The 24,988-nt window shown below is 60.3% G+C and carries 26 protein-coding genes and 1 other annotated feature; of the genes, 6 read left to right on the plus strand and 20 right to left on the minus strand.

What is annotated here, in order from left to right; genetic code table 11:
* Positions 1-4: 4 nt before the first annotated feature.
* From rplA to rplL, 3 genes are all read left to right on the plus strand, one after another.
* Complete coding sequence (gene rplA, locus KI236_RS00795) at positions 5-697, plus strand: 50S ribosomal protein L1 (RefSeq protein WP_212818497.1); 693 nt, start codon at positions 5-7, stop codon at positions 695-697.
* A 50-nt stretch (positions 698-747) separates the two neighbouring features.
* Positions 748-881, plus strand: a sequence feature (ribosomal protein L10 leader region).
* 36 nt (positions 882-917) lie between these two features.
* Entirely contained in the window at positions 918-1,433 is a 516-nt protein-coding gene (gene rplJ, locus KI236_RS00800; protein WP_212818499.1) for a 50S ribosomal protein L10, read from the plus strand.
* A 47-nt stretch (positions 1,434-1,480) separates the two neighbouring features.
* On the plus strand, positions 1,481-1,852 hold the full coding sequence (gene rplL / locus KI236_RS00805) for a 50S ribosomal protein L7/L12 (protein ID WP_212818501.1): 372 nt from the start codon (positions 1,481-1,483) through the stop codon (positions 1,850-1,852).
* Between the two features lie 585 nt (positions 1,853-2,437).
* Here the strand turns inward: rplL and KI236_RS00810 are convergent.
* Genes KI236_RS00810 through yedE form a run of 3 tightly spaced genes read right to left on the minus strand, consistent with a single transcriptional unit; the run spans position 2,438 to position 4,018 of the window.
* Complete coding sequence (locus KI236_RS00810; RefSeq protein WP_212818503.1) at positions 2,438-2,668, minus strand: DUF3343 domain-containing protein; 231 nt, start codon at positions 2,666-2,668, stop codon at positions 2,438-2,440.
* Positions 2,669-2,696: 28 nt separating this feature from the next.
* Positions 2,697-2,909 (minus strand): sulfurtransferase TusA family protein, encoded by a 213-nt coding sequence (locus KI236_RS00815; RefSeq protein ID WP_212818505.1) that lies wholly within the window; start codon positions 2,907-2,909, stop codon positions 2,697-2,699.
* Between the two features lie 2 nt (positions 2,910-2,911).
* Entirely contained in the window at positions 2,912-4,018 is a 1,107-nt protein-coding gene (yedE, locus tag KI236_RS00820) for a YedE family putative selenium transporter (protein WP_212818507.1), read from the minus strand.
* A 198-nt stretch (positions 4,019-4,216) separates the two neighbouring features.
* On the opposite strand from yedE, the gene KI236_RS00825 reads away from it, so the two are divergent.
* Positions 4,217-5,131, plus strand: coding sequence for a selenium metabolism-associated LysR family transcriptional regulator (locus KI236_RS00825; protein WP_212818509.1), 915 nt, complete (start codon positions 4,217-4,219; stop codon positions 5,129-5,131).
* 358 nt (positions 5,132-5,489) lie between these two features.
* On the opposite strand, the gene KI236_RS00830 is transcribed toward KI236_RS00825, so the two are convergent.
* The 16 genes from KI236_RS00830 to KI236_RS00905 all read right to left on the minus strand — a co-directional run bounded on the left by KI236_RS00830 (position 5,490) and on the right by KI236_RS00905 (position 21,448).
* Entirely contained in the window at positions 5,490-6,311 is an 822-nt protein-coding gene (locus KI236_RS00830; RefSeq protein ID WP_212818511.1) for a purine-nucleoside phosphorylase, read from the minus strand.
* Between the two features lie 378 nt (positions 6,312-6,689).
* Positions 6,690-7,157: a nucleoside deaminase gene (locus KI236_RS00835; protein ID WP_212818513.1), complete on the minus strand. Its 468-nt coding sequence runs from the start codon at positions 7,155-7,157 to the stop codon at positions 6,690-6,692.
* A gap of 12 nt (positions 7,158-7,169) precedes the next feature.
* Positions 7,170-7,742 (minus strand): HD domain-containing protein, encoded by a 573-nt coding sequence (locus tag KI236_RS00840; RefSeq protein WP_212818515.1) that lies wholly within the window; start codon positions 7,740-7,742, stop codon positions 7,170-7,172.
* Positions 7,732-8,316: an NAD(P)H-dependent oxidoreductase gene (locus KI236_RS00845; RefSeq protein ID WP_212818516.1), complete on the minus strand. Its 585-nt coding sequence runs from the start codon at positions 8,314-8,316 to the stop codon at positions 7,732-7,734. Before KI236_RS00845 ends, KI236_RS00840 begins: the two co-directional genes overlap by 11 nt.
* Positions 8,317-8,334: 18 nt before the next feature.
* Positions 8,335-9,135 carry an MBL fold metallo-hydrolase gene (locus KI236_RS00850; RefSeq protein WP_212818518.1) on the minus strand — a complete coding sequence of 267 codons (801 nt, stop codon included), beginning with the start codon at positions 9,133-9,135 and terminating at the stop codon, positions 8,335-8,337.
* A gap of 347 nt (positions 9,136-9,482) precedes the next feature.
* A complete protein-coding gene (feoB, locus tag KI236_RS00855; RefSeq protein ID WP_212818520.1) occupies positions 9,483-11,975 on the minus strand; it encodes a ferrous iron transport protein B in 2,493 nt (830 codons plus the stop codon).
* Positions 11,976-12,168: 193 nt separating this feature from the next.
* Positions 12,169-12,390: a FeoA family protein gene (locus tag KI236_RS00860; RefSeq protein ID WP_212818522.1), complete on the minus strand. Its 222-nt coding sequence runs from the start codon at positions 12,388-12,390 to the stop codon at positions 12,169-12,171.
* A 12-nt stretch (positions 12,391-12,402) separates the two neighbouring features.
* On the minus strand, positions 12,403-12,615 hold the full coding sequence (locus KI236_RS00865) for a FeoA family protein (protein WP_212818524.1): 213 nt from the start codon (positions 12,613-12,615) through the stop codon (positions 12,403-12,405).
* A 617-nt stretch (positions 12,616-13,232) separates the two neighbouring features.
* Positions 13,233-14,339, minus strand: coding sequence for a PTS transporter subunit IIC (locus KI236_RS00870; protein WP_212818526.1), 1,107 nt, complete (start codon positions 14,337-14,339; stop codon positions 13,233-13,235).
* 79 nt (positions 14,340-14,418) lie between these two features.
* Positions 14,419-14,928: a transcription repressor NadR gene (locus KI236_RS00875; RefSeq protein WP_212818528.1), complete on the minus strand. Its 510-nt coding sequence runs from the start codon at positions 14,926-14,928 to the stop codon at positions 14,419-14,421.
* Positions 14,929-15,047: 119 nt separating this feature from the next.
* Positions 15,048-15,932 carry an energy-coupling factor transporter transmembrane component T gene (locus tag KI236_RS00880; RefSeq protein WP_212818530.1) on the minus strand — a complete coding sequence of 295 codons (885 nt, stop codon included), beginning with the start codon at positions 15,930-15,932 and terminating at the stop codon, positions 15,048-15,050.
* Positions 15,933-15,936: 4 nt separating this feature from the next.
* Positions 15,937-16,671: an ECF transporter S component gene (locus KI236_RS00885; RefSeq protein ID WP_212818531.1), complete on the minus strand. Its 735-nt coding sequence runs from the start codon at positions 16,669-16,671 to the stop codon at positions 15,937-15,939.
* Positions 16,668-18,341, minus strand: coding sequence for an ABC transporter ATP-binding protein (locus KI236_RS00890; RefSeq protein ID WP_212818533.1), 1,674 nt, complete (start codon positions 18,339-18,341; stop codon positions 16,668-16,670). Before KI236_RS00890 ends, KI236_RS00885 begins: the two co-directional genes overlap by 4 nt.
* The gene (locus tag KI236_RS00895; RefSeq protein WP_212818535.1) at positions 18,314-19,213 is read right to left on the minus strand and encodes an energy-coupling factor transporter transmembrane component T; all 900 of its coding nucleotides are present in this window, start codon (positions 19,211-19,213) and stop codon (positions 18,314-18,316) included. The genes KI236_RS00890 and KI236_RS00895 overlap by 28 nt, the downstream gene beginning before the upstream one ends.
* Positions 19,214-19,249: 36 nt before the next feature.
* A complete protein-coding gene (locus KI236_RS00900) occupies positions 19,250-20,446 on the minus strand; it encodes a DUF4430 domain-containing protein (protein ID WP_228738061.1) in 1,197 nt (398 codons plus the stop codon).
* A 276-nt stretch (positions 20,447-20,722) separates the two neighbouring features.
* Complete coding sequence (locus tag KI236_RS00905; protein WP_212818537.1) at positions 20,723-21,448, minus strand: TVP38/TMEM64 family protein; 726 nt, start codon at positions 21,446-21,448, stop codon at positions 20,723-20,725.
* A gap of 203 nt (positions 21,449-21,651) precedes the next feature.
* Between KI236_RS00905 and KI236_RS00910 the strand changes: the two genes are divergently transcribed.
* On the plus strand, positions 21,652-22,836 hold the full coding sequence (locus KI236_RS00910) for an aminotransferase class I/II-fold pyridoxal phosphate-dependent enzyme (protein ID WP_212818539.1): 1,185 nt from the start codon (positions 21,652-21,654) through the stop codon (positions 22,834-22,836).
* Positions 22,829-23,620 (plus strand): SDR family oxidoreductase, encoded by a 792-nt coding sequence (locus tag KI236_RS00915; RefSeq protein WP_212818541.1) that lies wholly within the window; start codon positions 22,829-22,831, stop codon positions 23,618-23,620. The genes KI236_RS00910 and KI236_RS00915 overlap by 8 nt, the downstream gene beginning before the upstream one ends.
* 119 nt (positions 23,621-23,739) lie before the next feature.
* Here KI236_RS00915 and KI236_RS00920 read toward each other — a convergent pair whose 3' ends face one another.
* A complete protein-coding gene (locus tag KI236_RS00920) occupies positions 23,740-24,633 on the minus strand; it encodes an MBL fold metallo-hydrolase (protein ID WP_212818542.1) in 894 nt (297 codons plus the stop codon).
* Positions 24,634-24,988: the final 355 nt, after the last annotated feature.

The raw sequence follows: 24,988 nt of genomic DNA on the forward strand, positions 1-24,988 counted from the left end.
AGGTATGTTTAGAGGTAAGAAATATCAGGAGATCGCCAAGCAGATCGACAAGACTGCACTGTATGATCCCAAGGAAGGTCTGGAGTTCATCTGCAAGACCGCTTCCGCTAAGTTTGATGAGACCGTCGAGCTGCATGTGAAGCTGGGCGTGGACTCCCGTCACGCCGACCAGCAGGTCCGCGGTGCCATCGTGCTGCCCAACGGCACCGGCAAGTCCGTGCGTGTGCTGGTGTTCGCCAAGGGCGACAAGGCCGAGGCTGCCAAGGCCGCCGGCGCCGACTATGTGGGTGACATGGATCTGGTGGAAAAGATCCAGAAGGAAAACTGGTTTGACTTCGATGTGGTGGTCGCTACCCCCGACATGATGGGCGTGGTGGGCCGTCTGGGTAAGGTCCTGGGCCCCAAGGGTCTGATGCCCTCTCCCAAGTCCGGCACTGTGACCCCCGATGCCGCCAAGGCTGTCACCGAGGCTAAGGCCGGTAAGGTGGAGTATCGTCTGGATAAGACCAACATCATCCACTGCCCCATCGGCAAGGTCTCCTTCGGCGCAGACAAGCTCTTTGAGAACTACAGCGCTCTCATCGGCGCCATCATCAAGGCCAAGCCCGCTGCTGCCAAGGGCCAGTATATCAAGTCCTGCGTGGCTGCGTCCACCATGGGCCCCGGCGTGAAGATGAACGCCAACAAGCAGCTGTAATTTTTGCAGCAAAAGGATATTTGAGACTTGACAAATGCGCAGGTCTTGGATATAATATATGATGCGTTCCAAAGACAGCAGGGGGACTTGTCCGTAATTCCTGCCGAGGATGGCGAATCAATTTTTGATTGCTTTACCCCGTCCTTGTGTCCTTGGGCACAGGGACGGGTTTTTCCTGTTTTGAACGCACCGACAATTCTCATGGAGGTGAAATCAAAGAATGCCCAACGCAAAAGTTCTGTCTGAAAAGCAGGCAATCGTGGCCGCGCTGACCGAGAAGATCCAGAATTCCGGCGCCGGCGTCATCGTGGACTACAAGGGCATCACCGTGGCAGAGGATACCGCTCTGCGCGCTGAGTGCCGCAAAAACGATGTGGAGTATTCCGTCATCAAGAACACCCTGCTGCGCTTTGCATTCAACAACTGCGGTCTCAACGAACTGGACGAGCAGCTCAACGGCACCACTTCTCTGGCTATCGCCGCTGACCCTGTGGCTCCCGCTCGCGTGATTGCTGAGTTTGCAAAGAAGCTCAATGGCCGGTTCGAGATCAAGGGCGGCTTCCTGGAGGGCAAGGCCGTGCCCATGGAGACCGTGAATGCTCTGGCATCCATCCCCGCACTGCCCGTGCTGCAGGCTCAGGTCCTGGGTACCATGCTGGCTCCCATTTCCGCTCTGGCTTGCGTCATTAAGCAGATCGCCGAGAAGCAGGGCGCTCCTGCTGAGGCCGCTGAATAATTCAGCCACTGACTACAAAAATATCTTATAATTAGGAGGCTAATACAATGTCTGAGAAAGTTACTGCTATGATCGAAGAGATCAAGGGTTTGACCGTTCTGGAGCTGAGCGAGCTGGTACACGCTCTGGAGGAAGAGTTCGGCGTTTCCGCCGCCGCTATGGCTGCTCCCGCTGCCGGCGCTGCTGCTCCCGCTGCTGAGGAGAAGACCGAGTTTGATGTGGTTCTGGTTGGCTTCGACGCCGCTCAGAAGATCAAGGTCATCAAGTCCGTCCGCGAGATCACCGGCCTGGGCCTGGCTGAGGCCAAGAAGGCTGTTGAGGAGACTCCCACCACTCTGAAGGAAGCCCTGTCCAAGGACGACGCAGAGAACATGAAGAAGGAGCTGGAGGAAGTCGGCGCCAAGATCGAGCTGAAGTAATTCTCCAACGATTCAATTGTGTAAAAAAGAGGATGCCGAGAGGCGTCCTCTTTTTTTGCGTGGAGAAGGGGACGGGGGATGCGGATTGCCACGGGCGCGGAGCGCCCTCGCAATGACAGGGGTTTTTGTAAGGGGTGCGGGGGCGGCGGGCCGATGTGGGGAACGAACTGAGCGCTGCCGGTGGCAGAGGAAGCGAGGTGAGCGAGTGGCCGCGGTCAAAATTTCCAGCGTCCGCCGTAAGGCAGCGCAGAAATTTTGGGCACCGCAACAGGATCATCGGCCCCTACGAAATGGTTTGTAGGGGCGGATGACTCTGTCCGCCCGGGATGGCACACAATATTTTTGTAGGGCAGGGCCCGTGTGCCCTGCCGGGAGTGCGGTACAAGGCCGGGCGGCGGGGGGAGGGCACCCCGCCCTACGGGGGCACAAGAAGCACGGCAAAACGGGGCGTCGAGGACGCCGCCCCCTACGGATGGGGAACGCGTGCCACCGTGAGGATTGCCCCTACGGAGGGGGTGTAAGGGGTAAATGGGCGTAAAAAAGCCGACCTCGGGGGAGGTCGGCGGATGGGGTGGAATGAATGGGTCAAATTTCCAGTTCATATATGCCCATGACTTCGTTGGGATCGGCCAGAGGGACTACCTGCTGACGCAGAGAGGGCTCACACCGCCAGGCCATGCCGCAGTCGGCGGTGATGGACCGGGGCACGGGAACGATGCGCCCCGGCAGACCGGCCTGGGTGCAGGTGCGCTCCAGGGCCATGACACCGGCTGTGGTGTAAAAGGTCAGCAGGAGCCATTTCCTTTTTTCCAGCATTGGTTTCCTCCTATGGCGGGGCCGTATCTTACTTCTTGCGCAGGGTCAGCGTCCACTCGTCGCCATTTTCCAGGGCAGCAAAATCATAACCGTTGTGATGGGCGAAGCGCTGAATATTTTCCACGGCGCAGGGAGCGTCGGTGAGCACCGCCAGCTGGGCGGGATCGGTCTTTTTGATCTCCTCCTGCACCATCAGCAGGGGAACCGGGCAGGAAAAGCCTCTTGTATCTACCGTTACCATAATCAGGCCTCCTTCTTGCGCAGGATGTTGCACAGGGAGATCACCAGCAGCACCACAAAGGCGATGGCCACGGCCACCTTGGCGTTGGTGGTGACGGCGTACTTCACATACGCACCGGCCTCGTTGACACCGGGATCGGCGCCGCTGGCCAGCTTCAGATTATGGGCCAGAGCGGCACCGCCCATCATACCCAGAACGGTGACGGCGCTGTCGCCATTGCCGGAGCCGGCCAAAACCAGCTGACGCAGGGGGCAGCCGCCCAGGAGCACGGAGCCCCAGCCGACGATGACCATGCCCAGCAGGTTCCAGATGTGGTTGGAGTGGGCAATGGGCTGGGACAGGAAGGAGAAGGCGGTGAAGTTGCCCATGATCAGGTTACCCACCAGCACCACCACAAAGATGGCCACGGAGCCCCAAAGCAGGTGGGGATCCTTCAGCATAACGGTGTCACGCACGCCGCCGGCCATGCACAGACGGGAGCGCTGGGCCAGGGCACCAACCACCAGAGCTACGGCGAAGGCTACCAGCACAGGGGCGTGCATGGAGCCAGGGCCCTTCTCGGAGGCATTGAACAGGGTGGGGACCAGCAGAGCCAGGGCAAACAGCACCAGCATGATGACCGGCAGGACAAAGCCCTCGGTCTTCTTGGCCTGGTAGGCACGGCCCAGGTTGAAGCCCTTCTTCAGGAACACGGTGCCGATAATGGCGCCGATGACGAAGCCCAGAAGACCCACGAAGGCGTTGAGGTCGCCGCCGCCCATACGCAGCAGCATACGAAGGGGACAGCCCAGGAACACCAGAGCACCGATCATCACCAGGGCGCCCACGGCGAAACGGGTGGCGGGGGAGGAACCGGCCTGGGCGCGGAATTCCTTGCCGATAAGGGCCATGATGCAGGAGCCCAGGACAATGCCGATGACCTCGGGACGGACATACTGCACCACGGCTGCGCTGTGCAGACCCAGGGCACCGGCAATGTCACGCTCGAAGCAGGCAATGCAGAAGCCCATGTTCTTGGGGTTGCCCAGAGCCTGCAGAAGCAGGGCGGCCAGGCCCACCACAACGCCCGTGACGATTACGAGCCAGTTCTCTTTGAAAAACCTTTTCATTTTATAATGGATCCTTTCTCTCTTTACAGAATGCTTACAAGGCCCATTATATAAGGCGCTTTTTCTCCCGTCCAACGGTCTTTTTCAATGAAATTTTCTATTTATTCAAAAAATCAATAACAATCGGCTGAAATCGTCTGCCTTGACAGAGAATTACGGTTTTTATATAATAAAACTGAAAAAAAGGGGGAGAGAACCATGGTCGAATACACTTTGCGGCAGTTGGAGGTGTTTGCGGCGGCGGCGGAGCAGGAGAGCCTGACCCGGGCTGCGGAGCTGCTGCACCTGACCCAGTCCACTGCCAGCACACATTTGCGCACGCTGGAGCAGTGCCTGGGGGTGCCGCTGCTGCTGCGCCGGGGCCAGGGGGGTGTGACCCTTACGGAGGACGGGCATCGGCTCTATCCTATGGTGAAGAAGATCCTCTCCCAATGCCAAACACTGGAGGCGGCGGCCCGGGACCCGGAGCGTCAGACGGCGCTGCCCCTTTTGCTGGGGGCGTCTACGGTGCCGGGGCAGTATATGCTGCCGGAGCTGATGGCCGCATTTTTGCAGAGACACCCGACCTACCGCTATGAGCTGCGCCATGGCGACTCCGCGCAGGTCCACAAGCTGCTCCAAAGCGGGCAGGTGCGGTTTGGCTTTGTGGGGTCCCGGTCCGAGGGGGATGCCATGGTCTACTATCCCCTGCAGGAGGACGAGCTGGTGATGGTGACGCCCAACACGGCCCGCTATCAGGCGCTGCTGCGTCGGGGAGCCTGGGGACGGGAGCTTTTGGGCGAGCCCACTATTGCCCGGGAGCAGGGGTCCGGCACAGATCGGACCCTGCAGCGGTATATGGCCCGAATGGGATACGATCCCCGGGATCTGCACATTGTGGCGCGGCTGGACGATCCGGAGACCATTAAGCGCATGGTGACCCAGGGAGCCGGGGTGTCGGTGCTGTCGGCCCTGTCGGTGCGGCAGGAGCGGAAGGACGGACGGGCGCTGGTATTCCCCATGGACGGGGAGGGCTTGCGGCGAACCATTTATTTGGCCCATCGGCAAAATTTGGCCTGCACGGCAGGGGAGAAGCAGTTTTTGAGTTTTGTGCAAGGGTATTATCAAAAGTAACCATCAGTTGACAAGGGCAGACATGGTTTTGACGGGCAGAAATACGCCCATACCGCGTCAAGCCCCTTGGAAATACGACAAGTATTCCCTGCGGATCTTTCCTTGTCCGGACAAATTTCTGCGCGGCAAAACTGCTTCGCACCTGCCAGCGATGGATTTCCGAGCGATTTTTGGCTTTTGAGCCGCAGGCGGGCTGGCGCCCGCCAAGGTGAGAAGGGCAAAAAGCGCCGCAAAGGCGCACTGGCAGGCGTGTTTGCCTTTGTCAACCGATGGTAACGAGCAAACAGAAAAAAAGCCCTCCCGTAGGAGGGCTTTTTTGATGCTTGCTGGTTGCCTCGGGCAATGAAACCGTATGGCCTTAGAGGCGGGCAATGACAGACTCGACCAGCTGCCGGAGATGGTGGCTGCTGCGGTTGGCGGCGGCCAGGACCTCCTGGTGGGAGTGCTTCTTTTCGGCGATGCCGGTGGCCATGTTGGTAATGCAGGCGATGCCCAGGACCTCCAGGCCCAGGTAGTTGGCGGCGATGGCCTCGGGGACGGTGGACATGCCGATGGCATCGGCCCCCAGGGCGCGATAGGCGCGAATTTCAGCGGCGGTCTCATAGCAGGGGCCGGGGAAAATAGCGTACACGCCCTCCTTGCAGGGAATGCCCAGCTCCCGGGCGGCGGCCTTAGCCAGATCGCGCAGGCGGAGGGAGTAAACCTCGGTCATATCCGGGAAGCGGGGGCCGAAGCGCTCGTCATTTTCGCCGATAAGAGAATTGGCTCCCAGCATATTGATGTGGTCCGTCAGAAGCATCAGGTCACCGGGCTGGAGGGTGCGGTCGATGCCGCCGCAGGCGTTGGTGAGGAGCAGTGTCTGGACGCCCAGGAGCTTCAGCACATACATGGGGTAGGTGACCTGACGCATGGTAAAGCCCTCGTAGTAGTGGAAGCGGCCCTGAAGGGCGGCTACCGTTTGCCCTGCCAGGCGGCCAATGACCAGGTTCCCGGCATGGCCCGCCACAGTGGAGCGGGGGAAATGGGGAATGTCGGCATAGGGGAGGACGGTTTTATCCTCCATGGAATCCACCAGGCCGCCCAGGCCGCTGCCCAGGACCACACCGCAGGTGGGCCGCAGGGGGCAGTGGGAGAGGATGTAGTCGGCGGAGCTTTGAACGGTTTCGTAAAAATTGGACATGAGTGAGCCTCCTTTGATTGAGATAGAGAAAAGATGAAAGTGGAAAGGAAAAAGATGGGCTTTGAAAAACGGGTTGCATTGTCGGGGCGGAGACTCTGTCCGCCCGCCGGGATTGCACCGCATTTCTTATAATGTGTCATTGCGAACCAGTGACCGATGTCACTGGTGTGGCAATCCGTGCCCCCGTCCCTAAGGCCCCCTTGCCTAAAGGGTTTTTGCAAGAAATGCGGTGTGCGGGCCGATGTGGGCATCGGCCCCTACGGCATGTAAGGGGTGCGTAGGGCGGGCTGCCCTCAGCCCGCTACCTGATAGCCACCGCACCAGCACGGCGGCGTGAGGGCACGCCGCCCTACGGGCGAGTTACAAGGGGTGCGGTGGTCAGCCTTTTTTATGGCTGGCGAAGTAGTTTTCCAGCACTTGCAGGCTCTCCTGGCGGAGGACACCGGGGGTGACCTGGGGGTGCCAGAAGGAATTTTCAAAGACCAGGGCAGAGCAGTTACAGCCCTTATTGCCAAGGATGGTCTCCAGGTCGTCGTTGCTGGCGCCGTAGACCAGGCGGCCCAGCTTCACCCACACCAGAGCACCGCTGCACATGAAGCAGGGCTCGCAGCTGGCGTACATGGTGTACTCGTGCAGATCGGTGATGCCCGTTTGGGCGCAGAACTCCCGAATGAGACCCGCTTCGCCGTGAAAACTGGGATCGTGGCGGGTATAAATTTGATTTTCGTTTTCAAAAACGATCTCGCCGTCCTTTACCAGCACCGCGCCGAAGGGCTCGTTGCCGTGGGCCACGGCGGATTTGGAAAGCGCAATGGCCCGGCGCATGAAAAAATCATCGTTATGCATGCGTTTGCCTCCTTACTTGATTTTCTTTTCCCGGTCGATTTTCTCCTCCGTCTCCCGGCGGATGGCCTGGCGGAGGGCGGTGAGGTAGGGGGAGAAGGCCACATTGCCCTGGGCGTAGGTGAGGTTCAGGCTGTATTCGTTCTCCGTCCAGGTGGAGAGATCGGACTCGTTGTGCTGGATGACCGCCTCCAGCTTGTCCAGGGCCTTGTAGATTTTGGCTTCCTCTGTTTCCAGGGCGGCCATTTCCCGGTACAGCGTGCGCATTTCGGCGGCGTAGGGGGCGGGGAGGGCGTCTACCCACGCATGCAGCAGGCGCTCCTCCCGGGCCTCATCGGCAGGGGTTTTGCTGAAGCTGGGGATGTCGCCGGTGAAGCACTCCCCTAAATCGTGAATCAGGCACATCCGCAGGACCTTGTCCATATCCGCCCGGGGAAATTCATCCCGGAGAAAGAAGGCCATGAGAGCCAGACGCCAGCTGTGCTCGGCCACACTCTCCCGGCGGCCGCCGGAGGTGCAGCAGTGGCGGGTGATGTCCTTCAGCTTTTCTGCGGTGTGCAGTATGAGGAGCAGTTCGTCAGGTTGCATGGCCGTCCTCCTTATCCGTCGTTTCCGTAAGACCGTAGGCTGCCATGGCTTTATGCAAAATGGCCTCGGGGTCACAGCCGTCTATATCCAGCAGCTCCGCCTTCACAAGCTCCGCCTCGGGGATACCGAAATTCTCCGTGGCCATGGCCCGAAGCTGGTCGAAGCCGAAGCGGGGGTCGTAGGGGCCGCCGGAGGTGGAGACATAGTAGAGCTTTTTCGCCCGACACAGGCCCACGGGCAGGCCCGCTTCGCTGTAACGGGTGACGATGCCGGTGACGAAGATGTTTTCCAGGTAAATTTTGAGCTGGGCAGGGAAGGACAGATCCCACAGAGGGGCGGACAGGACGATCTGCTCTGCGGCGGCGAACTGCCGGGCGTAGCGGAACATCTCTGCGCCGTAGTCCTTTTGGGAGAGCAAGGCGTCCCGCAGGGCGATGCGATGGGCATCCATGGGGCGCAGGGGCTCGTCATAGAGCCGCAGCTCCTCATAGGGGCCTAATTTTTGCAGCAGGGCCCGGGCCAGCCGATCCGTGCGGGAGTCGGGCCGGGCGCAGGCATTTACATACAGGATCACGGGTCTGCACCTCCGTTTTTAGAGTTGGATGCGCTCCAGGTCATCGGGGATATAGAGCCCGCCGGCGAAGTATTCGCGGCCCTCCCGGGTGTAGAGCTCCTTGCGCCGGGGGAGATTTTTGTCCTCGGTATGGTAGAGCACCAGATTCTCCACCCCCAGCTCCCGGGCCAGGCGGCAGGCATCGGCCACGGTGGAGTGGTGCTTTTCATAGGGATGGAATACATCAGCCTGGCTGTGCAGGCAGAAGGCCTCGTGGAGGAGCCAGGTACTGCCGCGGACATAGGATTCCTCGCAGTCATGGTAGGGCTCATCGCCGCAGCAGGTGAGCTTTTTTCCGCCGCCTAAATCCATGGAAAAGCCGAACTGGCGGTCCTTGGTGGAGCCGATGTCGAAAAAAGTGGTGCTTCGGCCTATAAGCTCCCGGCTTTCCCCGTCCTCCACCGCCACCAGGTGCAGGCCCTTGTCCAAAAAGCGAAGATGGTTTTCCTGGAGCAGTCCCCGGGCCAGGGTGCGCAGCAGGTCAATGACCTGACTGTGGGCGTAGATGGTGGCCTCCCCTTCGTAGGTGCCCTGGGCCATATTTTGGCAGATCAGGCGCATCATCCAGGCGATGCCGAGGATGTGGTCGATGTGCTTGTGGGTGACGAAAATGGTGCGCAGGTCCCGCCAGTCGATGTGGGCCTCCTGCAGGCGGCGCAGGAGGGTATTGCCTCCGCCTCCGTCCACCAGCAGGTGCTGCTCGCCGCTGCGGAGGACGAAGCAGGTGTTATAGCACCGGGTGACCATGGCACTGCCCGTGCCCAGCATGATAAGTTCCATAGGAGTTGTCCTTTCTGCGTCATTGCAAACATTATAACGCGGATGGGCGAATGGGGCAATAAAAAAATTGTTACCGGGGGACGGATTGCCATAGACGGCGGGCGGGGTAGAACCCCGCTCCGCCGCCCCGGACCACCGGCCTACCTGTTTTGCGTAGGGGAGGGGCTCTGCCCCTCCCGCGGGCGGGGTAGAACCCCGCCCCTACGGATCGTATCAAGAAAAGATTTGCGCCCTCGCAATGACGGTTTTTGCCATAATATAAAAAGGTGCCACGCCGGGGGCTGCGGTCCCCGGCGTGGCGGTTAAAGGAGATATGCGTCTGTTTGCTTATCAGATTTTTGGACTTATCAGATCTTGGCGGAGAGCTTGGTGGCTTCCTTGTAGGGGCGCACCAGCATATAGACCAGGAATACCAGGGCGGCCACGGCAAAGATGAGACCGATGATATTCATGCTGCCGGTAAACAGGCCGCCGAACTGGTTGATCATCAGACCGATGACATAGGCGAAGCCGCACTGATAGCCGATGGCAAACCAGGTCCACTTGTGGTTGTTCATCTCCCGCTTGATGGCGCCGATGGCGGCGAAGCAGGGAGCGCACAGCAGGTTAAAGACCAGGAAGCTGTAGCCGCTGATGCCGTTGAAGGCCTGGGCGATGTTCTGGTACACGGTTCCGTCGCCGCCGCCATAGAGGATACCCAGAGTACCCACGATGTTCTCCTTGGCCACAAGGCCGGTGATGGAGGCCACGGCGGCCTGCCAGGTGCCCCAGCCCAGGGGCTTGAAGATCCAGGCGATGACACCGCCGATGGCAGCCAAAATGGAGGAGTCGATCTCACTCTCATCCAGCATACGGAAGGTGCCGTCCACCCAGCCGAAGTAGGTGGTGAACCAAACAAAGATGGTGGAGAGCAGGATGATGGTACCGGCCTTCTTAATGAAGGACCAGCCGCGCTCCCACATGCTGCGCAGGACATTGCCCAGGGTGGGCCAGTGGTAGGCGGGCAGCTCCATAACGAAAGGAGCGGGGTCGCCGGCGAACATCTTCGTCTTTTTCAGCATGATGCCGGAGACGATGATGGCGGCCATGCCGATGAAGTAGGCGGAGGTGGAGACCCATGCGCTGCCGCCGAACAGAGCGCCGGCGATCATGGCGATGAAGGGCACCTTAGCGCCGCAGGGGATAAAGGTGGTGGTCATAATGGTCATACGGCGATCCCGTTCGTTTTCTATGGTACGGGAGGCCATGATGCCGGGCACGCCGCAGCCCACGCCGATGAGCATGGGGATGAAGGATTTGCCGGACAGACCGAACTTGCGGAACACACGGTCCAGAACGAAGGCGATACGGGCCATGTAGCCGCAGGCCTCCAGGAAGGCCAGCATCAGGAACAGCACCAGCATCTGAGGCACGAAGCCCAGCACGGCACCCACACCGGCTACGATACCGTCCAGGATCAGGCCACTGAGCCAGGGAGCGGTGTCGGCCGCATCCAGGGCATCACCGATCAGCACAGGGATACCCGGGACCCACACGCCGTAGTCGGCGGGATCCGGGGCCTCAAAGCCGTTCTTCTCCAGGTAGGCCACGGCGTCCACATAGGTCATTTGGACCACATCGTCCATCTTGTCGGCGCCCTCGGGCAGAGCGTTATAGTAGGCGGTCATGGTGTTGATGGCCAAGGTCTCCTCATCCTCCACATCCACGGTGGCGGTGGTGGAATCGGGGGTGAAGGCCTTCATATCGGCCAGGGCGGCGCTTGCGTCAAAGTCCTCGGCCTCCGTGTCCAGACCCAGGAAGGCATCCACGGCCTGGATGGCGGCGGTGTACTCATCATTGACCTCGTTATACTCCTTGGAGCCGATGCCCAGCAGGTGCCAGCCGTCACCGAACACGCCGTCATTGGCCCAGTCGGTAGCGGGGGCGCCTACGGCTACCATGGCGATCCAGTATACCAGGAACATCACCGCGGCAAAGATGGGCAGACCCAGCCAGCGGTTGGTGACGATCTTGTCGATCTTGTCGGAGGCGGAGAGGGTGCCCGCATTCTTTTTCTTGTAGCAGCCCTTGATGAGCTCGGCGATATAGACATAGCGCTCACCGGTGATGATGCTCTCGGCGTCATCGTCCAGCTCCTTCTCGGCGGCCTTGATGTCCTCCTCGATATGGGCCATGACATCGGCGGGAATGCTCAGCTGGGAGAGAACCTTGTCATCACGCTCGAAGATCTTGATGGCGTACCAGCGCTGCTGCTCCTCGGGCATGGTATGTACGGCGGCCTCCTCAATGTGGGCAATGGCGTGCTCCACGGGGCCGGAGAAGGTGTGCATGGGGACGGTCCTTCCGCCGTTGGCGGCCCGGACGGCCTCCTCGGCGGCCAGCATGACGCCGGTGCCCTTCAGAGCGGAGATCTCCACCACCTTGCAGCCCAGCTCCCGGGCCAGCTCCTGGGTGTTGATGCTGTCACCGTTCTTCTTCACCACATCCATCATGTTGATGGCCACCACAACGGGAATGCCCAGCTCGGTGAGCTGCGTGGTGAGGTAGAGGTTGCGCTCCAGGTTGGTGCCGTCGATGATATTCAGGATGGCATCGGGACGCTCCTTGATCAGATAGTTACGGGCTACCACCTCCTCCAGCGTGTAGGGGGACAGGGAGTAGATGCCGGGCAGGTCCATGATCACCACATCGTCGTGCTTCTTCAGCTTGCCCTCTTTCTTCTCCACCGTGACGCCGGGCCAGTTACCAACGAACTGATTGGAGCCGGTGAGAGCGTTGAAAAGGGTGGTCTTGCCGCAGTTGGGGTTGCCCGCCAACGCGATCTTGATTTGTTTTTCCATTTGACTCTCCTTTCGGTTAGTGAAGCCTAACCAGTACTTAAAAAATAAAAATAGGGGCCTGAAAAGGGCGGTGCAAAAGCCTCGCAGAGTTTGCGCCCGCAGGCGAAAAAAATGAAATCATTTTTCACCGCCACCTGCGCGCAGCAGACTGCAAGCCCTTTTCCGGAAAATTCTAAAAATTTTCCGGCAGGTTTTATTCTACCTCGATCATCTCGATGTCAGCCTTGCGCAGGCTCAGCTCGTAGCCCCGGACCGTGACCTCCACGGGGTCACCCAAGGGAGCTACCTTGCGCACATAGACCTCCACGCCTTTGGTGATGCCCATGTCCATGATGCGGCGCTTGACAGGCCCCTCACCGTGGAGCTTTACCACCCTGGCGGTCTCGCCGATCTTAACATCCTTCAGTGTTTTCATAGTGCTTTCTCCTTATATCATAATTTTTCTTGCCATTTCTTCGCTGATGGCCACCCGGGACTCCTTCACCTTCACGATGAGGTTGCCACCCAGTGAGGAGACCACCGTGGCGCTGCCCCCGGCTACAAAACCCAGATCCTCCAGGTGCTTGCGGACCTCCGGGCTGCCACCGATGCGGCGAATGATATTTTCCGTACCCATATCTGCCAATGCAAGCGGCATCATTGTTATCCCTCCCAAGGTTTGAGCTATCTAACTATTAAACGAAAAAGAAAAAGGTTAATCACCTTTAACTGCGGATAGTTTAATATCTTTAACCGCATTTGTCAAGACCCTGCATTCAAAAAATATTAAAAATTAGCAGGGTGTCCAAATCTACCGCATGGGGGGGCGGAAATCATCGTTAACGATGTCAAAAAGCCGGGAGGGAGAAAAGTGTAAAGCGGAAAGATGGGGGGTAGGGGCGACCCTTGGGGTCGCCCACCTCACCAGCTACCAAGCTATCCGTAGGGGGCGGCGTCCCCGACGGCCCATTTTACCGCACCTCTTGTAACGGACGCGGGGCGATGTGGGCATCGCCCCCTACAAAATCCTATCGGTAAACACTCCGTAGGGGCGGGGTTCTACCCCGCCCGCCCGGGCATCCACCACACTCCATGGAAACCCTGTCATTGCGAGGCAGTGCGCACACTGGCCGTGGCAATCCGCAACCCCCGTCCTCTTGGCCCCCTTGCCTAAAGGGGGCTGGCACGGCAAAGCCGTGACTGGGGGATTCCCGCAAAAAGAGACCACCCTCTCGGGTGGCCTCAGCGTGGATGCACCTTAACTATAACTATATTGCGTCACAGGTCCAGCTTCAGGTCGTTTTCACCGATCCAGCCCCAGTTGCGCAGAGGCAGGGCGATGAGCCAGCTCAGGATAGCCGGGAGGACGAAGCAGATCAGCACCAGGCCCAGCCAGTCGGTGGCGGTGATGGCGGCCTTGGTCCCGGCCTCAATATCCGCCAGCCAGCCGGTATATACGCCGATCTGACCCACCAGGCCGCAGGTGCCCATGCCGCTGGACACCGCCGCACCGTTCATCTCCATGCGGAAGATACAGGTGGCGATGGGGCCGGTGATGGCGGAGGCCAGAGTGGGAGGGATCCAAATACGGGGGTTGCGGACAATGTTGCCCATTTGCAGCATACTGGTGCCCAGGCCCTGAGCGGCCAGACCGCCCCAGCGATTTTCCCGGAAGCTCATAACGGCGAAGCCCACCATCTGGGCGCAGCAGCCCGCTACGGCGGCACCTCCGGCCAGACCCGTGAGGCCCAGGGCGGCGCAGATGGCAGCGGAGGAGATGGGGAGCGTCAGGGCGATGCCGATGACCACGGAGACGATAATGCCCATGAAGAAGGGCTGCAGCTCCGTGGCCCACATGATGGCCTTGCCCACGGCGCTGGCAGCGGTGCCGATGGGGGCGGCGATCAGGGCCGCCGCGCCGATACCGCTGAGAATGGTGACAATAGGTGTCACCAAAATGTCGATTTTCGTCTCTTTACTGACGGCCTTGCCGATCTCCGCGGCAATGATGGCTACGAACAGCACCGCCAAGGGGCCGCCGGCCCCGCCCATGGCATTGGTGGCAAAGCCCACGGGAATGAGGGAAAAGAGGACCATGGGTGGGGCATTCAGCGCCTGCCCGATGGCCACGGCCATACCCGGGCCCACCATGGCCGAGCACAGGCCGCCGATGGTGTAGCGCACCGCGCCGTCGCCCTTACCCAGGGTGACGATGATGTCCGTTAAAAATCCGATATGGAGCTGGGTGCCCAGCGTGTTGAGAATGGTGCCCACCAGCAGCGTGCAGAACAGGCCCTGGGCCATGGCGCTCATAGCGTCGATGAAATAGCGCTTGGGGGAGAAAACAATGTCCTTGCGGCGCAGGAAGGCCGATACCTTTTCCATAAGTACACCTCGAATAAAAACAGAGTAGTCAGGTGTCTTGACACCGGACTACTCTATTATATAGATTTTTTTGGTTTTGTCAATCCTCCAGGAGCATTCTCTTGCTGCGCAGCACCGCCAGCACCCGGGCAAAGGCATCTTCACCGGGGGCCGAGAGCCGATGGGCATGGATGCCATCAGTTAAAAGGCTCAGGGGTTGGGCGCCGTTTTCCTGCATTTTGCGCACGAACTCGTCTACATCGTAGCGGCAGGAGAGCTGCAGGGGAGCGGTGATCTCGCCGTAGACCGGGTGCTCCACCGTCACATCCAGCACGGTGCAGCCGCCGTCTACCATGGCATAGAGCTCCTCTTGGGTCTGATGGGGGGTGTGCTGGCAGACCACCTGGCGCACCAGGCCCTCCTCCGGAGGGATCAGGTAGCCTCGGGAGGTGGACACGATCTGCACGCCGCCGGCCCGCAGCAGGGCCACATCCCCCACAATTACCTGCCGGCTCACGCCCAGAAGGCCCGCCAGGGCTGTGGCACTGAGAGGGGATTTTCCCCTTTGCAGATGGGATAAAATGGCGTTTCGCCGCTCTTGGGCTGTCATAGTAAAGCTCCTTTCGGTGCAGTTTGGGCGCGGGCGGGGCATCAAGGACGCCGCCCCTACACGGTCACACTATTATACTATATCCAAAACTGCGATACAATAGGGGCCTCAAGAAAAAGTCACAGCGCCGCCTGCTGCAGATGGCGGAACCGACGCGCACCCAGGAGCTCCAGCACCGGGGGCAGCAGGCACAGGGCCGCCCAGGCCGCGTAGAACAGGCAGGACATGGGCGTAATGGGCATCATCACCACCTGGGGGGCAAAGCGGATCATGGTCTGGTCCAGCAGCAGGGCCATCAGCAGCACGCATATCAGGGAGCAAAGACCGATGACAAAGGAGCGGTCCCGGCCATCGAAGCGGTACAGCGAGTAAGCGGTGCGGCCCCGGAGGGAGCAGCCCCGGCAGCGCATGGAGTCGGAGGTGGTCACGATGCCTTCAATGAGCCAGGTGAGGAGGATGCTGCCTCGGCGGAGGGCGTTGCGCATTCTTTGGAAGATATTTCCCTGGCCTTTGCCCCGGCCAATACCCCGCTGGGCCAGCTCAATGCGCTGACGCTGTTTGTTCAGCCGGGGAACCGTGCGCAGGAGGATGGATAAATACAGGGACAAATGGGGGGACACGCGGCCCAGAAGATAGACGATCTTATCCGTGGTGAACACCGCGTGGACGCAGCCCATCCACAGCACCGCCGCCACACAGACCATGGCCCAGGTGCCGCCGCAGAGAAAGGACTCCAGAGTCACCTGGTTGCCGATGAAGTTCACCCCCAGCACGGTGAGGCCGAAGTGGTGGTACGACCCGTACCACAGGGCATACAGCAGAGCAAGGGGCAGCAGGCCCAGCCCCGGAATCAGGGCCCGTAGGCCCCGGAGCTTCAGCAGGTACAGAAAGGCGCACACATAGCTGAGGCACAGAAAAACCGGCTGGCGGAACAGGATGGTCCCCGTAAGCACCGCCGTGAAATACAGGAGATTGATGGCCGGATGATAGCGTGCAAATTCCATGGCGTCAGGGCTCCATCATGCCGTATTTGATCTGGATGCGGCGCAGGCGATCCAGCAGGGGCTTTCCGAACAGGAGCATGGTCAGGGCTACCGCCGAGCCGTGGACGCAGTTAACGGGCACACCCGCCAGATAGATGGCCAGAGGGGAGGAGGCGCTGAATCCGGCCATGAAGAAGGTGGAGGTGTCCAGCAGGGGCCCTACCACCAGGAGAATGCACAAAAAGCCGAATACCGTCAGACCCAGGATGTCCCGCCAGCCGCCGTCACGCCAGGCCCGGGGGGATTTTTTCAGAATGCCGCACAGGGCAAACAGGCCCGCCAGCATCCCGCCGATGCCGTAGGCAAACATCTGCCACGGGGTCCAGGGCCCCTGGCCGAAGATGAAGTTGCTGGCAAAGCCGCTGATGGCTCCGCAGAGAAAGCCCGCCTCCGGGCCGAAGGCAATGCCCGTGAGCATGACAATGGCCAGCATGGGCTTAAAGTGGGGCACAAAGCCGAAGGCTGCCCGACTGGCTACCGCCAGGGCGCACAGCACCGCCAGGAGCACCAGCTCCCGGGCCTGGGGCTTGCGGCTTTCAAAGTGCAGGAAGAAGGCGGCAATGGTCAGGACGATGATGGTCAGGCCCGAGAGATAAAAGCTCTGCTTCAGCCGGGTAAACAGCACCACCGCCAGGGGTACCAGAAGCACCATAATGACCAGGCTCAGCCAAAAGCGCCAGTTTGTTTTTCGCGTGTTCATGTTAAATCGTTCTCCTTCATCAGGGACACCACATCCTCCGCCGTCACCGCCTGGGGGAACAGGTGGCGGCTCATGCGGTTGGCCGCGGTGGTGTAGAAGCTGTTTTGGGCAAAGAAGCGCCGGGGGGTGTTGGTGGTGAGAAGCTGGCCGTCAAAAAACATGGAGACGCTGCTTGCGTACTCTGCGCAGAACTCCACATCGTGACTGACCATGACGATGGTCACGCCCTGCTCCGCCATAAGGCGGTGCAAAAGCCCCGCCAGCTGGCGCTTGAAGAAGCTGTCCAGGCCCTTGGTGGGCTCGTCCAAAAGCAGCAGCTTCGGCTCCGTCAGCAGGACCTTGGCCAGGGCGGAGCGCTGCTGCTCGCCGCCGGAGAGGTCGTAGGGATGATGGTCCAGCAGGGCGGTGATGTCGCAAAGCCGGGCCATGTCCTCAATGCGCCGAGCCTTATCCGGGCAGGAGGCGGGGAGCATCTCCTCCAGGTCCTCCCGGACGGTTTTCTTTACGAACAGACACTGGGGATCCTGGGGCAGCATAGCCAGCTTTCCGTGGAAAAGATCCTTACACTTGGCCGTGTCCTGCCCGTCTACACGGACCTTGCCCCGGTAGGGCTTGCAGATGCCGCACACGGCCTTGAGGGTGGTGGATTTGCCGGTCCCGTTGCCGCCTACGATGGAAAAGAGCGTCCCCTTGGGCACCCGGAAGCTGACGCCCTTGAGAATGTCGGGGCTGTCCTTTTCATAGCGATACCATATTTCCTTCACCTCCAGGGCCGGGTCCTTGATCTCCTCCGGCAGCTCCGGCTGGGGGGGCAGGGTGTCGCGCACTTCCTTCCCGGCGGCCTTTTCCGTAAGCCAGCTGCGGCCCTCCCGCACCGTCAGGGGGGAGGCGGCACCGGTCTCCCCTGCGCCGTAGAAAATGCGTACCGGGGCGGGCATAGCGGTGAACATATCGCTCTTTTGGGTGTAGAGGAGCTGGCCCACCTTTTTGGGCGCATCGTCAGCCAAAATCCGACCGTTTTCCATGACCACGCAGCGGTCGGCGGCGTGGAAGATGTCCTCCAGGCGATGCTCGGTGATAAGCACGGTGGTGCCCAGCTCCCGGTTGATTTTCTTCACGGTGTTGAGAAAATCCGAGGCGGCAATGGGATCAAGCTGGCTGGTGGGCTCGTCCAGGATCAGGACCTTGGGCTGCATGGCCATGATAGAGGCCAGGTTCAGCAGCTGCTTCTGCCCGCCGGAAAGCTCCGCCACATCCCGGTGAAACCAGCCCTGTATGCCGAAATAGCTGGCCATCTCCGCCACACGCAGGCGCATGGTTTTCTGGTCGCAGCCCAGGCTCTCCAGGCCGAAGGCCAGCTCGTGCCAGACCTTATCGGTAACGATCTGACTGTCCGGGTTTTGCATGACGAAGCCGATTTCCGAGGACTGCTTGCGCAGGTCCGCCCGGTCCAGGGGCGCACCGTCGTAGAGGATGGTCCCCTCCCGGTTTCCGTGGGGGGTGAGGACGGTTTTCAGGTGCCGCAGGAGGGTGGTTTTGCCGCTGCCGGACTTACCGCACAGGGCAATATATTCCCCCTGCTCCACTTGCAGGGAAACACCCCGCAGAGAGGGATGCTCCGGGTCTGTGGGGTAGGAAAAGGTCAGATTTTCGATCGCAAACTGTGCCATAGGATAGCCTCCCGAATGGAATAAAAGGTGGGGATCAGTAATAAAACGGCGTAGGCCGCCAGGCCCAAAACAGGCCGAAAACCCCTGACCGGGGCCAGGGAAAGGGCCGGGAAGAAGGCCGCCCGGGCGCTGCCGCCGGCAGCGGCATAAACGGTGGCGGCCAGGGCTGCCAGGATAAGGGCGGCAATCAGCCGGTCCCGGCCGGTGAAGCGGTAGATTTGAAAGGTGGTGCGTCTGCCCTCGGCGCCGTAGCCCCGGCAGCGCATGGAGTCGGCGGTGACGACGCTGCCCTCCAGGGCCCAGCCGGAGAGGGCTGTCAGCACATCCATGCCGCCCTGAATTTTCTCTTTCCGGGTTCCGGCGGCGCTGCGGCCGATGCACTTGCGGGCCCCGGCGATTTGCCTGCCCTTGCGCCAGTAGCCGGGGATCAGGCGCAGGACCATCACCAGCACCAGGGAGATGGATGGGATCATCGCGCCGAAAAGACTGGTGAATTTATCGGAGGTCATGACAATGCCGCCGCAGAGAAACCACAGGCTCACCGCCGCAAACATGAGCCCCGAGCAGAGGCCGTAGCACAGGGCCTGCCAGGTATAGGGGCGGCCAAAGAGGGTGAATAGGACGGTATCCCCCAGGGTGTTAAAAATCGGGTTTACCGCCGCTACCAGCACCAGCGCCAGCAGCAAAAAGCCCAGGGTCTTACCGCAGCGGCTCCGGCGCAGGGCAGCGTAGTAAGCTCCGCCGCACACCAGAGACACCAGCAGATACGCCGGGTGGAACAGCACCACCGTCAGCACGATGGCCGCTGCAAAAAACAGGAAATTCACCGCCGGGTGGCAGCGGGAAAACACATCATACTCTTGCAGGGCCATCGCCTCCTTTGCTTATGATTTTGCAGGTATGGGGGATTACCCCATAAAGTCGGGAGCGCCTACATCGGTGCCCAGGCCCTTGCAGGTGTAGGCCCACACAATGGTGTCGCCGGCCTCCAGCTTGTAGCTGGAGCAGCCGTAGTTGGGGAACCAGCCGTTGACCTTGTACATCCAGCCGGACTGCTGGCCGCAGTCAAACTCATACAGGTTGTTGATGCCCTCGACATAGTAGCTGCCGTACATGGGCGTGTAGCTATACTCGATTTGAATGCCCCGCGCATCGCAGATGCGCTTAAGTACATCGAACACGGTCTCCCCCTCGGTAAAGGTGACGGTGGTGGTGGGGAGGATGGTGCCGCTGTCGGGCACATAGACATCCAGACCCGGCCTCAGATCCTGCTTATTACTGAGGATCGTATCACAGCGGATCTCAATGGTGCAGGAGTAGGTGGGCTTTTCCGCGGGCTTGGTCGTTTCGTCGGGCTTCGCGGAGCTGTCGGGTTCGGGTGTTGTGTCGGTGGAGGTATCCGCCTCGGGCTGGGTGGGCTCGGAGGTAGCATTGCGGCTATCCAATACGGACTTCACCTCGTCGGCATGGCAGACCATGTCCTCCTGACTGTCCAAAATGCACTCCAGGGCAAAGGAGCTGAGGGCCTTGAGATCCAGATCCTGTACGGAGAGCTCTGTACCCACATAGCTGCCGGTCTTTCCGGCGTCAAAGGTGTTGGACCCGTCGCTGACAGAGCCGCCCAGCACATACAGGGTCTCCGACCCCGTGCGGACGGTACACACCAGCACGGCGCTCCGGAGCTTGGTGCTGTGGGCGCCGTAGTGCAGGGTCACGGCGGCATCGCCGGCCTGACAGAAGGCCTCGCCCGTCACCAGGCGCACCTGCATATCCTCCGGCTTCGCGGAGAGGATCTCCAGCTTGGCGCCCTGAGAGAGCGTCAGGCTGCAGCCCCCGACCTTGGCGGACACATAGCCGCTGGTAACAGAGACGGTGTCCCCCTTACGGAGCCGGGTCTCACCGGTGATCTCCGAGGCGATACCGCCGCGGGTGAGATTGGACAGGCCCTTTTGCACCGTGGCGGTGATGGCGGTGGCCTCGCCCTCCGGGGCGGACTTATCGAACCAGCCCAGATGCCGCCCGGCGAAAAACACGGCCAGGGCCGCGATGACGGCGATGGCGGCGATCATCAGGATGTTATAAAGGGTTTTCTTTTTCAGCTTCATTTTTCTCCTCTCCGGGGCAATAGAAAAAGCCCCCAAAACGGGGGCGTAGTATTTCCGTATCGACCGCGGGGCACCCCCCAAGAGCCGCGGGCCGCCTGAACTGGGGAATGTATTCCGGCTCCGAACGCCCGATGCCAAAGCCTTCTCGGAGCTGCGCCCCAATGGCGATGGCGGCCTATGTCCGTCTACGGCGGCTTGGTACCGCTGGGATTGTCCCATTCCGTTCCGTCAGTTCTAAGTAAATATTATAGCATAGTTCACTCCGGGGCGCAACCGTCAATCTTCGGGCTCTTCCGGGTTTTTCCGGGCTTTTTCGTGGTGGCGGCATACGCCCCGGTAAATCAGCAGACCCACCAGGGACAGAAGCAGCGTTCCGCCGAACACCAGGGCCGCAAAAAGGTAGCTTTTTCCACCCAGGGCGCTGCCGCCTACGGTGGAGGTGAGTACCGAGGGAAGCCGCCCTGCGGTACACAGCAGCAGCCAGGTGCCCCAGCGGAGGTCCGTAAGCCCGGCGAAGTAGCACAGCAGGTCCTTGGGGGTGCCGGGGATGGTGAAAATGAGCCAAAAGAGGAAGTTGCGCTTGGGGGAGCTTTTGAGAAAATGCAGCTTATCCAGCTTCTCCGGCGGGAAAAAGATCTCCACTATGGGCTGACCCAGGCGGCGCACCAGCCAAAAGACGGCAACGCTGCCTAAAAACAGACCCAGCATACACAGAATGCTGCCCCATACGCCGCCGAAGGCATAGCCGCCGCAAATCTCCAGGGGCTCTCCGGGGATGATAGCCACCACCACCTGGAGCATACACATGCCCACATACACGGCCTTGCCCCACAGCCCCAGGCCGGCGATCCACTGGCGGAACAGCTCCGGCTCCTTGGCAAAGCGCACCATGGGGCGGCCAACGAACCAAAACACCGCCAGGGACAGGAGAATAAAGAGGAGGAGGATGGCCAGGGCGGCGGCTTTTTTCTGTTTTTGGGTGAGGGTGGGCTTGTTAGGCATAGTTGCCTCCTTGCGGCTTTTTCAAACGGTTTTCCTTAGTATACCATGGATTACCACAGAAATATAAATATTTCGTGAATAAATTGGGAAATTCATGTCACATTTCCGGGTCGGGAAACATTTTATTTGACAAATGCCAGATAGTCTTATTATAATACCATCGGTTGACATAAGACGAAACACCCCCCGAAAAGGAGAAGTATATGGATATTTTTGAAAAGTGCTATGCCCCCTCTCTTGCCACCGACCTGCAGGAAAAGGGCGTGTATCCCTACTTCCGGGCCCTGCAGTCCCGGCAGGATGTAGAGGTGATGATGGAGGGCAAGCGCCGCATCATGCTGGGGTCCAACAACTATCTGGGCCTCACCACCGATCCGGAGGTCATCGAGGCAGGCGTGCGCACCATGGAAAAGTTCGGCACCGGCTGCAGCGGCTCCCGGTTTCTCAACGGCACCCTGGAGCTGCACCTGGAGCTGGAGGAGGCTTTGGCCAGCTTTCTGCATAAAGAAGGGGTCATCACCTTCGGCACGGGCTTTCAGTCCAATGTGGGCATCATCAGCGCCCTGGTGGGCCGGCACGACTATGTGATCTGCGATAGGGAAAACCACGCCTCTATTTATGCCGGCTGCCAGATGAGCTACGGCAAAATGCTGCGCTACCGCCACAGCGACATGGAGGACCTGGAAAAGCAGCTTAGGCGGGTGCCGGAGCAGAACGGCGCCCTCATCGTCACCGACGGCGTGTTCTCCATGGGCGGGGACATTGCAAAGCTGCCGGAGATCTGCGCCCTGGCGAAGAAGTACGGGGCCCGGGTCATGGTGGACGATGCCCACGGCCTGGGCGTTCTGGGCCCCGGCGGCCGGGGCACCGCCAGCCACTTCGGCCTGGAGGATCAGGTGGATGTGTATATGGGTACTTTTTCCAAGTCCCTGGCATCTCTGGGCGGCTACATGGCGGCCGATAAGGCGGTGACGGAGTATGTGCGCCACACCTCCCGGCCCTTTATTTTCTCCGCCTCCATCCCTCCTGCCAACTGCGCCACGGCCCTGGCGGCCCTCCGTAAGCTGGAGCGGCATCCGGAGCTGCCGGAGCGTCTGCGGGATCTGAGCCTGTACGCCCGGAAGGGCTTCACGGACCGGGGCCTTAAAATTCGCGAGTCGGCCCTGTCCGCGCCTACGCCCATCATCCCCATATATACCTATGAGACCATGCATACCCTGGACGCGGCCCAGAAGATTTACGACCGGGGCGTGTATGTAAATCCCACCCTGCCCCCGGCCACTCCGGAGGGGGAGGCCCTGCTGCGCACCAGCTACATGGCCACCCACACCGAGGCCCTGCTGGACGAGGCTATGGACATTATGGCGGAGGTGCTGCTTCATGAGTAAGATCGCTGTTATCACCGGCGGGACCTCCGGCATTGGCCGGGAAACGGCCCTGTACCTGGCAAAAAACGGCTGCACGGTGTATGAGCTGAGCCGCCGTGAAGAGGGCGTGGAGGGCCTTAAGCACATCCGGGCCGATGTGACGGACGAGGACTCCGTCCGCCGGGCGGTGGAGCAGATCCTGCAGGAGGCCGGGCATATTGACATCCTGGTGAATAATGCGGGCTTCGGCATCAGCGGGGCTGTGGAGTTTACGGACACGGAGGAGGCCCAGCGCCAGTTTCAGGTGAATTTCTTCGGCATGGTGCGTATGAACCGGGCGGTCATTGCCGCCATGCGCAGCCGGGGCAGCGGCCGCATTGTGAATCTCAGCTCCGTGGCGGCCCCGGTGCCCATCCCCTTCCAGACCTATTATTCCGCGTCCAAGGCGGCCATCAATTCTTATACCATGGCCCTGGGCAATGAGCTGCGGCCCTTCGGCATCACCGTCTGCGCCGTAATGCCCGGGGACATCCATACCGGCTTTACCGCCGCTCGCCACAAGGTGGGCCAGGGGGACGAGATTTACGCCGGGCGCATCAGCCGCTCCGTAAAGCGCATGGAGCACGACGAGCAGACGGGCATGGACCCGGCCAAGGCCGGTGCCTTTGTGGGAAAGGTGGCCCTGAAAACCAGCCACAAGCCCCTGTACACCATCGGCTTTGCCTATAAAGCGGCGGTGCTCCTGACCAAAATTCTCCCCGCCCGGGCGCTGAACTGGCTTATCGGCAAAATCTACGCCTCTTAAAAGAGCATAAAAGAGCTTGTCTCCGCAGATGCAGGGGACAAGCTCTTTTTGTCTGCCGCAAGGCATTTTCACCCCGCCGGGGCCCGGCGCAGAGGGACGGCTGCGGTGCTTTTCGGGGGTTAGGTACGGTAATATTTTCTGGCGCAGAATTCCCGGCGGATCTCCACCAGACCCTCGTCCTCCATCCAGGCGGTGAAGTTGGAAAAATTGCGCTCCACGATGCTGAACTTCAGCTGATTGTGGGTGCGGACATTCTCCTTTTTGCAGAATTCATAGATCCACTGGTCGAAGGTCATGCCGTCCTGCAGGCAGGAGAGCATTTCCCGGGCCTTATCCCGGATGAAGCGGATGTTTTCTCCAATGAGTTCGGTGATGTCCGTCAGCACCTCCTTGTGGGCCACAATGTAGGCAGGGTAGCGGAGGGAGTAGAGGCTTTGCTTGCTCTCTAAGTCCCGGGCGATGAACATGGAGGTGGGGAGCTTGGCGCCTTCTATTTCCGAGCGGCTGATAAGACAGTCCCCCAGGTAGGCTACCCCGTCGGGGGTGACGATGCCGATGTGACCGGCGCTGTGGCCGGGGAGCTGAAGGATGCCGAACCTCGCGCCGCAGAAGGTCAGCTCTGTGGCGTCTGCGGGGATAATGACATCGGCGGTGAAGCACTCCTCCAGGAAATAGGCCCGGCTGCGGCCATAGGTGAGGGCCACATAGTTGGCCCGATAGGCGTCGGGATTTACGGAGATGCCCGCCTCAATGAGCTGGGCGGCGGCCAAGGCCCCATAGCGCTGCTGCAGATAGCGGACATTGCCGGTGTGATCGAAATGGGCGTGGGAGCAGAGAATGCCCTTGAGATGAAAGCCGTTATCGTCCAGCAGATGGGTCAGGGCGCTGCGGTCTAACTTGGCATAGCCGGTGTCCAGAAGAATAATGTCGGTGCTGTTTAGCTTATAAATGGGCAGCAGGGCGGTGGCGCCATCGGCCACATAGGTGCTGCCTAAAACGGGGCGAAGCTCCATGATGGTTTTTCTCCTTTTTTGAAAAATTTGCTTTTGTAGGAATACGGATTGCCACACCAGTGACATCGGTCACTGGCATCGCAATGACACCGTTAATGCATCCGTAGGGGCGGACGCCTCTGTCCGCCCGCCGACAACGCACCGCACTCCCGGCAGGGCACGCGGGCCCTGCCCTACAAAAACGCTTGTAGGGCGGGACACATGGGTCCCGCCGCACACCGCACTCCTTGCAATGTGTCATTGCCAAGCCAGTGCGCACACTGGCTGTGGCAATCCGCGTCCCCCGTCCCCTCGGCCCCCTTGCCTAAAGGGGGCTGGCACGGCGAAGCCGTGACTGGGGGATACATCGGCTTTA

The sequence above is a fragment of the Vescimonas fastidiosa genome, assembly GCF_018326305.1.
In the GTDB taxonomy this organism is placed as follows: domain Bacteria; phylum Bacillota; class Clostridia; order Oscillospirales; family Oscillospiraceae; genus Vescimonas; species Vescimonas fastidiosa.

Bases quoted from the DNA above. Each gene is read 5' to 3' on its own strand.
- rplA (WP_212818497.1), top strand. From the start codon at position 5: ATGTTTAGAGGTAAGAAATATCAGGAGATCGCCAAGCAGATCGACAAG.
- rplJ (WP_212818499.1), top strand. From the start codon at position 918: ATGCCCAACGCAAAAGTTCTGTCTGAAAAGCAGGCAATCGTGGCCGCG.
- rplL (WP_212818501.1), top strand. From the start codon at position 1,481: ATGTCTGAGAAAGTTACTGCTATGATCGAAGAGATCAAGGGTTTGACC.
- KI236_RS00810 (WP_212818503.1), bottom strand. From the start codon at position 2,668: ATGCTGGAAAAAAGGAAATGGCTCCTGCTGACCTTTTACACCACAGCC.
- KI236_RS00815 (WP_212818505.1), bottom strand. From the start codon at position 2,909: ATGGTAACGGTAGATACAAGAGGCTTTTCCTGCCCGGTTCCCCTGCTG.
- yedE (WP_212818507.1), bottom strand. From the start codon at position 4,018: ATGAAAAGGTTTTTCAAAGAGAACTGGCTCGTAATCGTCACGGGCGTT.
- KI236_RS00825 (WP_212818509.1), top strand. From the start codon at position 4,217: ATGGTCGAATACACTTTGCGGCAGTTGGAGGTGTTTGCGGCGGCGGCG.
- KI236_RS00830 (WP_212818511.1), bottom strand. From the start codon at position 6,311: ATGTCCAATTTTTACGAAACCGTTCAAAGCTCCGCCGACTACATCCTC.
- KI236_RS00835 (WP_212818513.1), bottom strand. From the start codon at position 7,157: ATGCATAACGATGATTTTTTCATGCGCCGGGCCATTGCGCTTTCCAAA.
- KI236_RS00840 (WP_212818515.1), bottom strand. From the start codon at position 7,742: ATGCAACCTGACGAACTGCTCCTCATACTGCACACCGCAGAAAAGCTG.
- KI236_RS00850 (WP_212818518.1), bottom strand. From the start codon at position 9,135: ATGGAACTTATCATGCTGGGCACGGGCAGTGCCATGGTCACCCGGTGC.
- feoB (WP_212818520.1), bottom strand. From the start codon at position 11,975: ATGGAAAAACAAATCAAGATCGCGTTGGCGGGCAACCCCAACTGCGGC.
- KI236_RS00860 (WP_212818522.1), bottom strand. From the start codon at position 12,390: ATGAAAACACTGAAGGATGTTAAGATCGGCGAGACCGCCAGGGTGGTA.
- KI236_RS00865 (WP_212818524.1), bottom strand. From the start codon at position 12,615: ATGATGCCGCTTGCATTGGCAGATATGGGTACGGAAAATATCATTCGC.
- KI236_RS00870 (WP_212818526.1), bottom strand. From the start codon at position 14,339: ATGGAAAAGGTATCGGCCTTCCTGCGCCGCAAGGACATTGTTTTCTCC.
- KI236_RS00875 (WP_212818528.1), bottom strand. From the start codon at position 14,928: ATGACAGCCCAAGAGCGGCGAAACGCCATTTTATCCCATCTGCAAAGG.
- KI236_RS00880 (WP_212818530.1), bottom strand. From the start codon at position 15,932: ATGGAATTTGCACGCTATCATCCGGCCATCAATCTCCTGTATTTCACG.
- KI236_RS00885 (WP_212818531.1), bottom strand. From the start codon at position 16,671: ATGAACACGCGAAAAACAAACTGGCGCTTTTGGCTGAGCCTGGTCATT.
- KI236_RS00890 (WP_212818533.1), bottom strand. From the start codon at position 18,341: ATGGCACAGTTTGCGATCGAAAATCTGACCTTTTCCTACCCCACAGAC.
- KI236_RS00895 (WP_212818535.1), bottom strand. From the start codon at position 19,213: ATGGCCCTGCAAGAGTATGATGTGTTTTCCCGCTGCCACCCGGCGGTG.
- KI236_RS00900 (WP_228738061.1), bottom strand. From the start codon at position 20,446: ATGAAGCTGAAAAAGAAAACCCTTTATAACATCCTGATGATCGCCGCC.
- KI236_RS00905 (WP_212818537.1), bottom strand. From the start codon at position 21,448: ATGCCTAACAAGCCCACCCTCACCCAAAAACAGAAAAAAGCCGCCGCC.
- KI236_RS00910 (WP_212818539.1), top strand. From the start codon at position 21,652: ATGGATATTTTTGAAAAGTGCTATGCCCCCTCTCTTGCCACCGACCTG.
- KI236_RS00915 (WP_212818541.1), top strand. From the start codon at position 22,829: ATGAGTAAGATCGCTGTTATCACCGGCGGGACCTCCGGCATTGGCCGG.
- KI236_RS00920 (WP_212818542.1), bottom strand. From the start codon at position 24,633: ATGGAGCTTCGCCCCGTTTTAGGCAGCACCTATGTGGCCGATGGCGCC.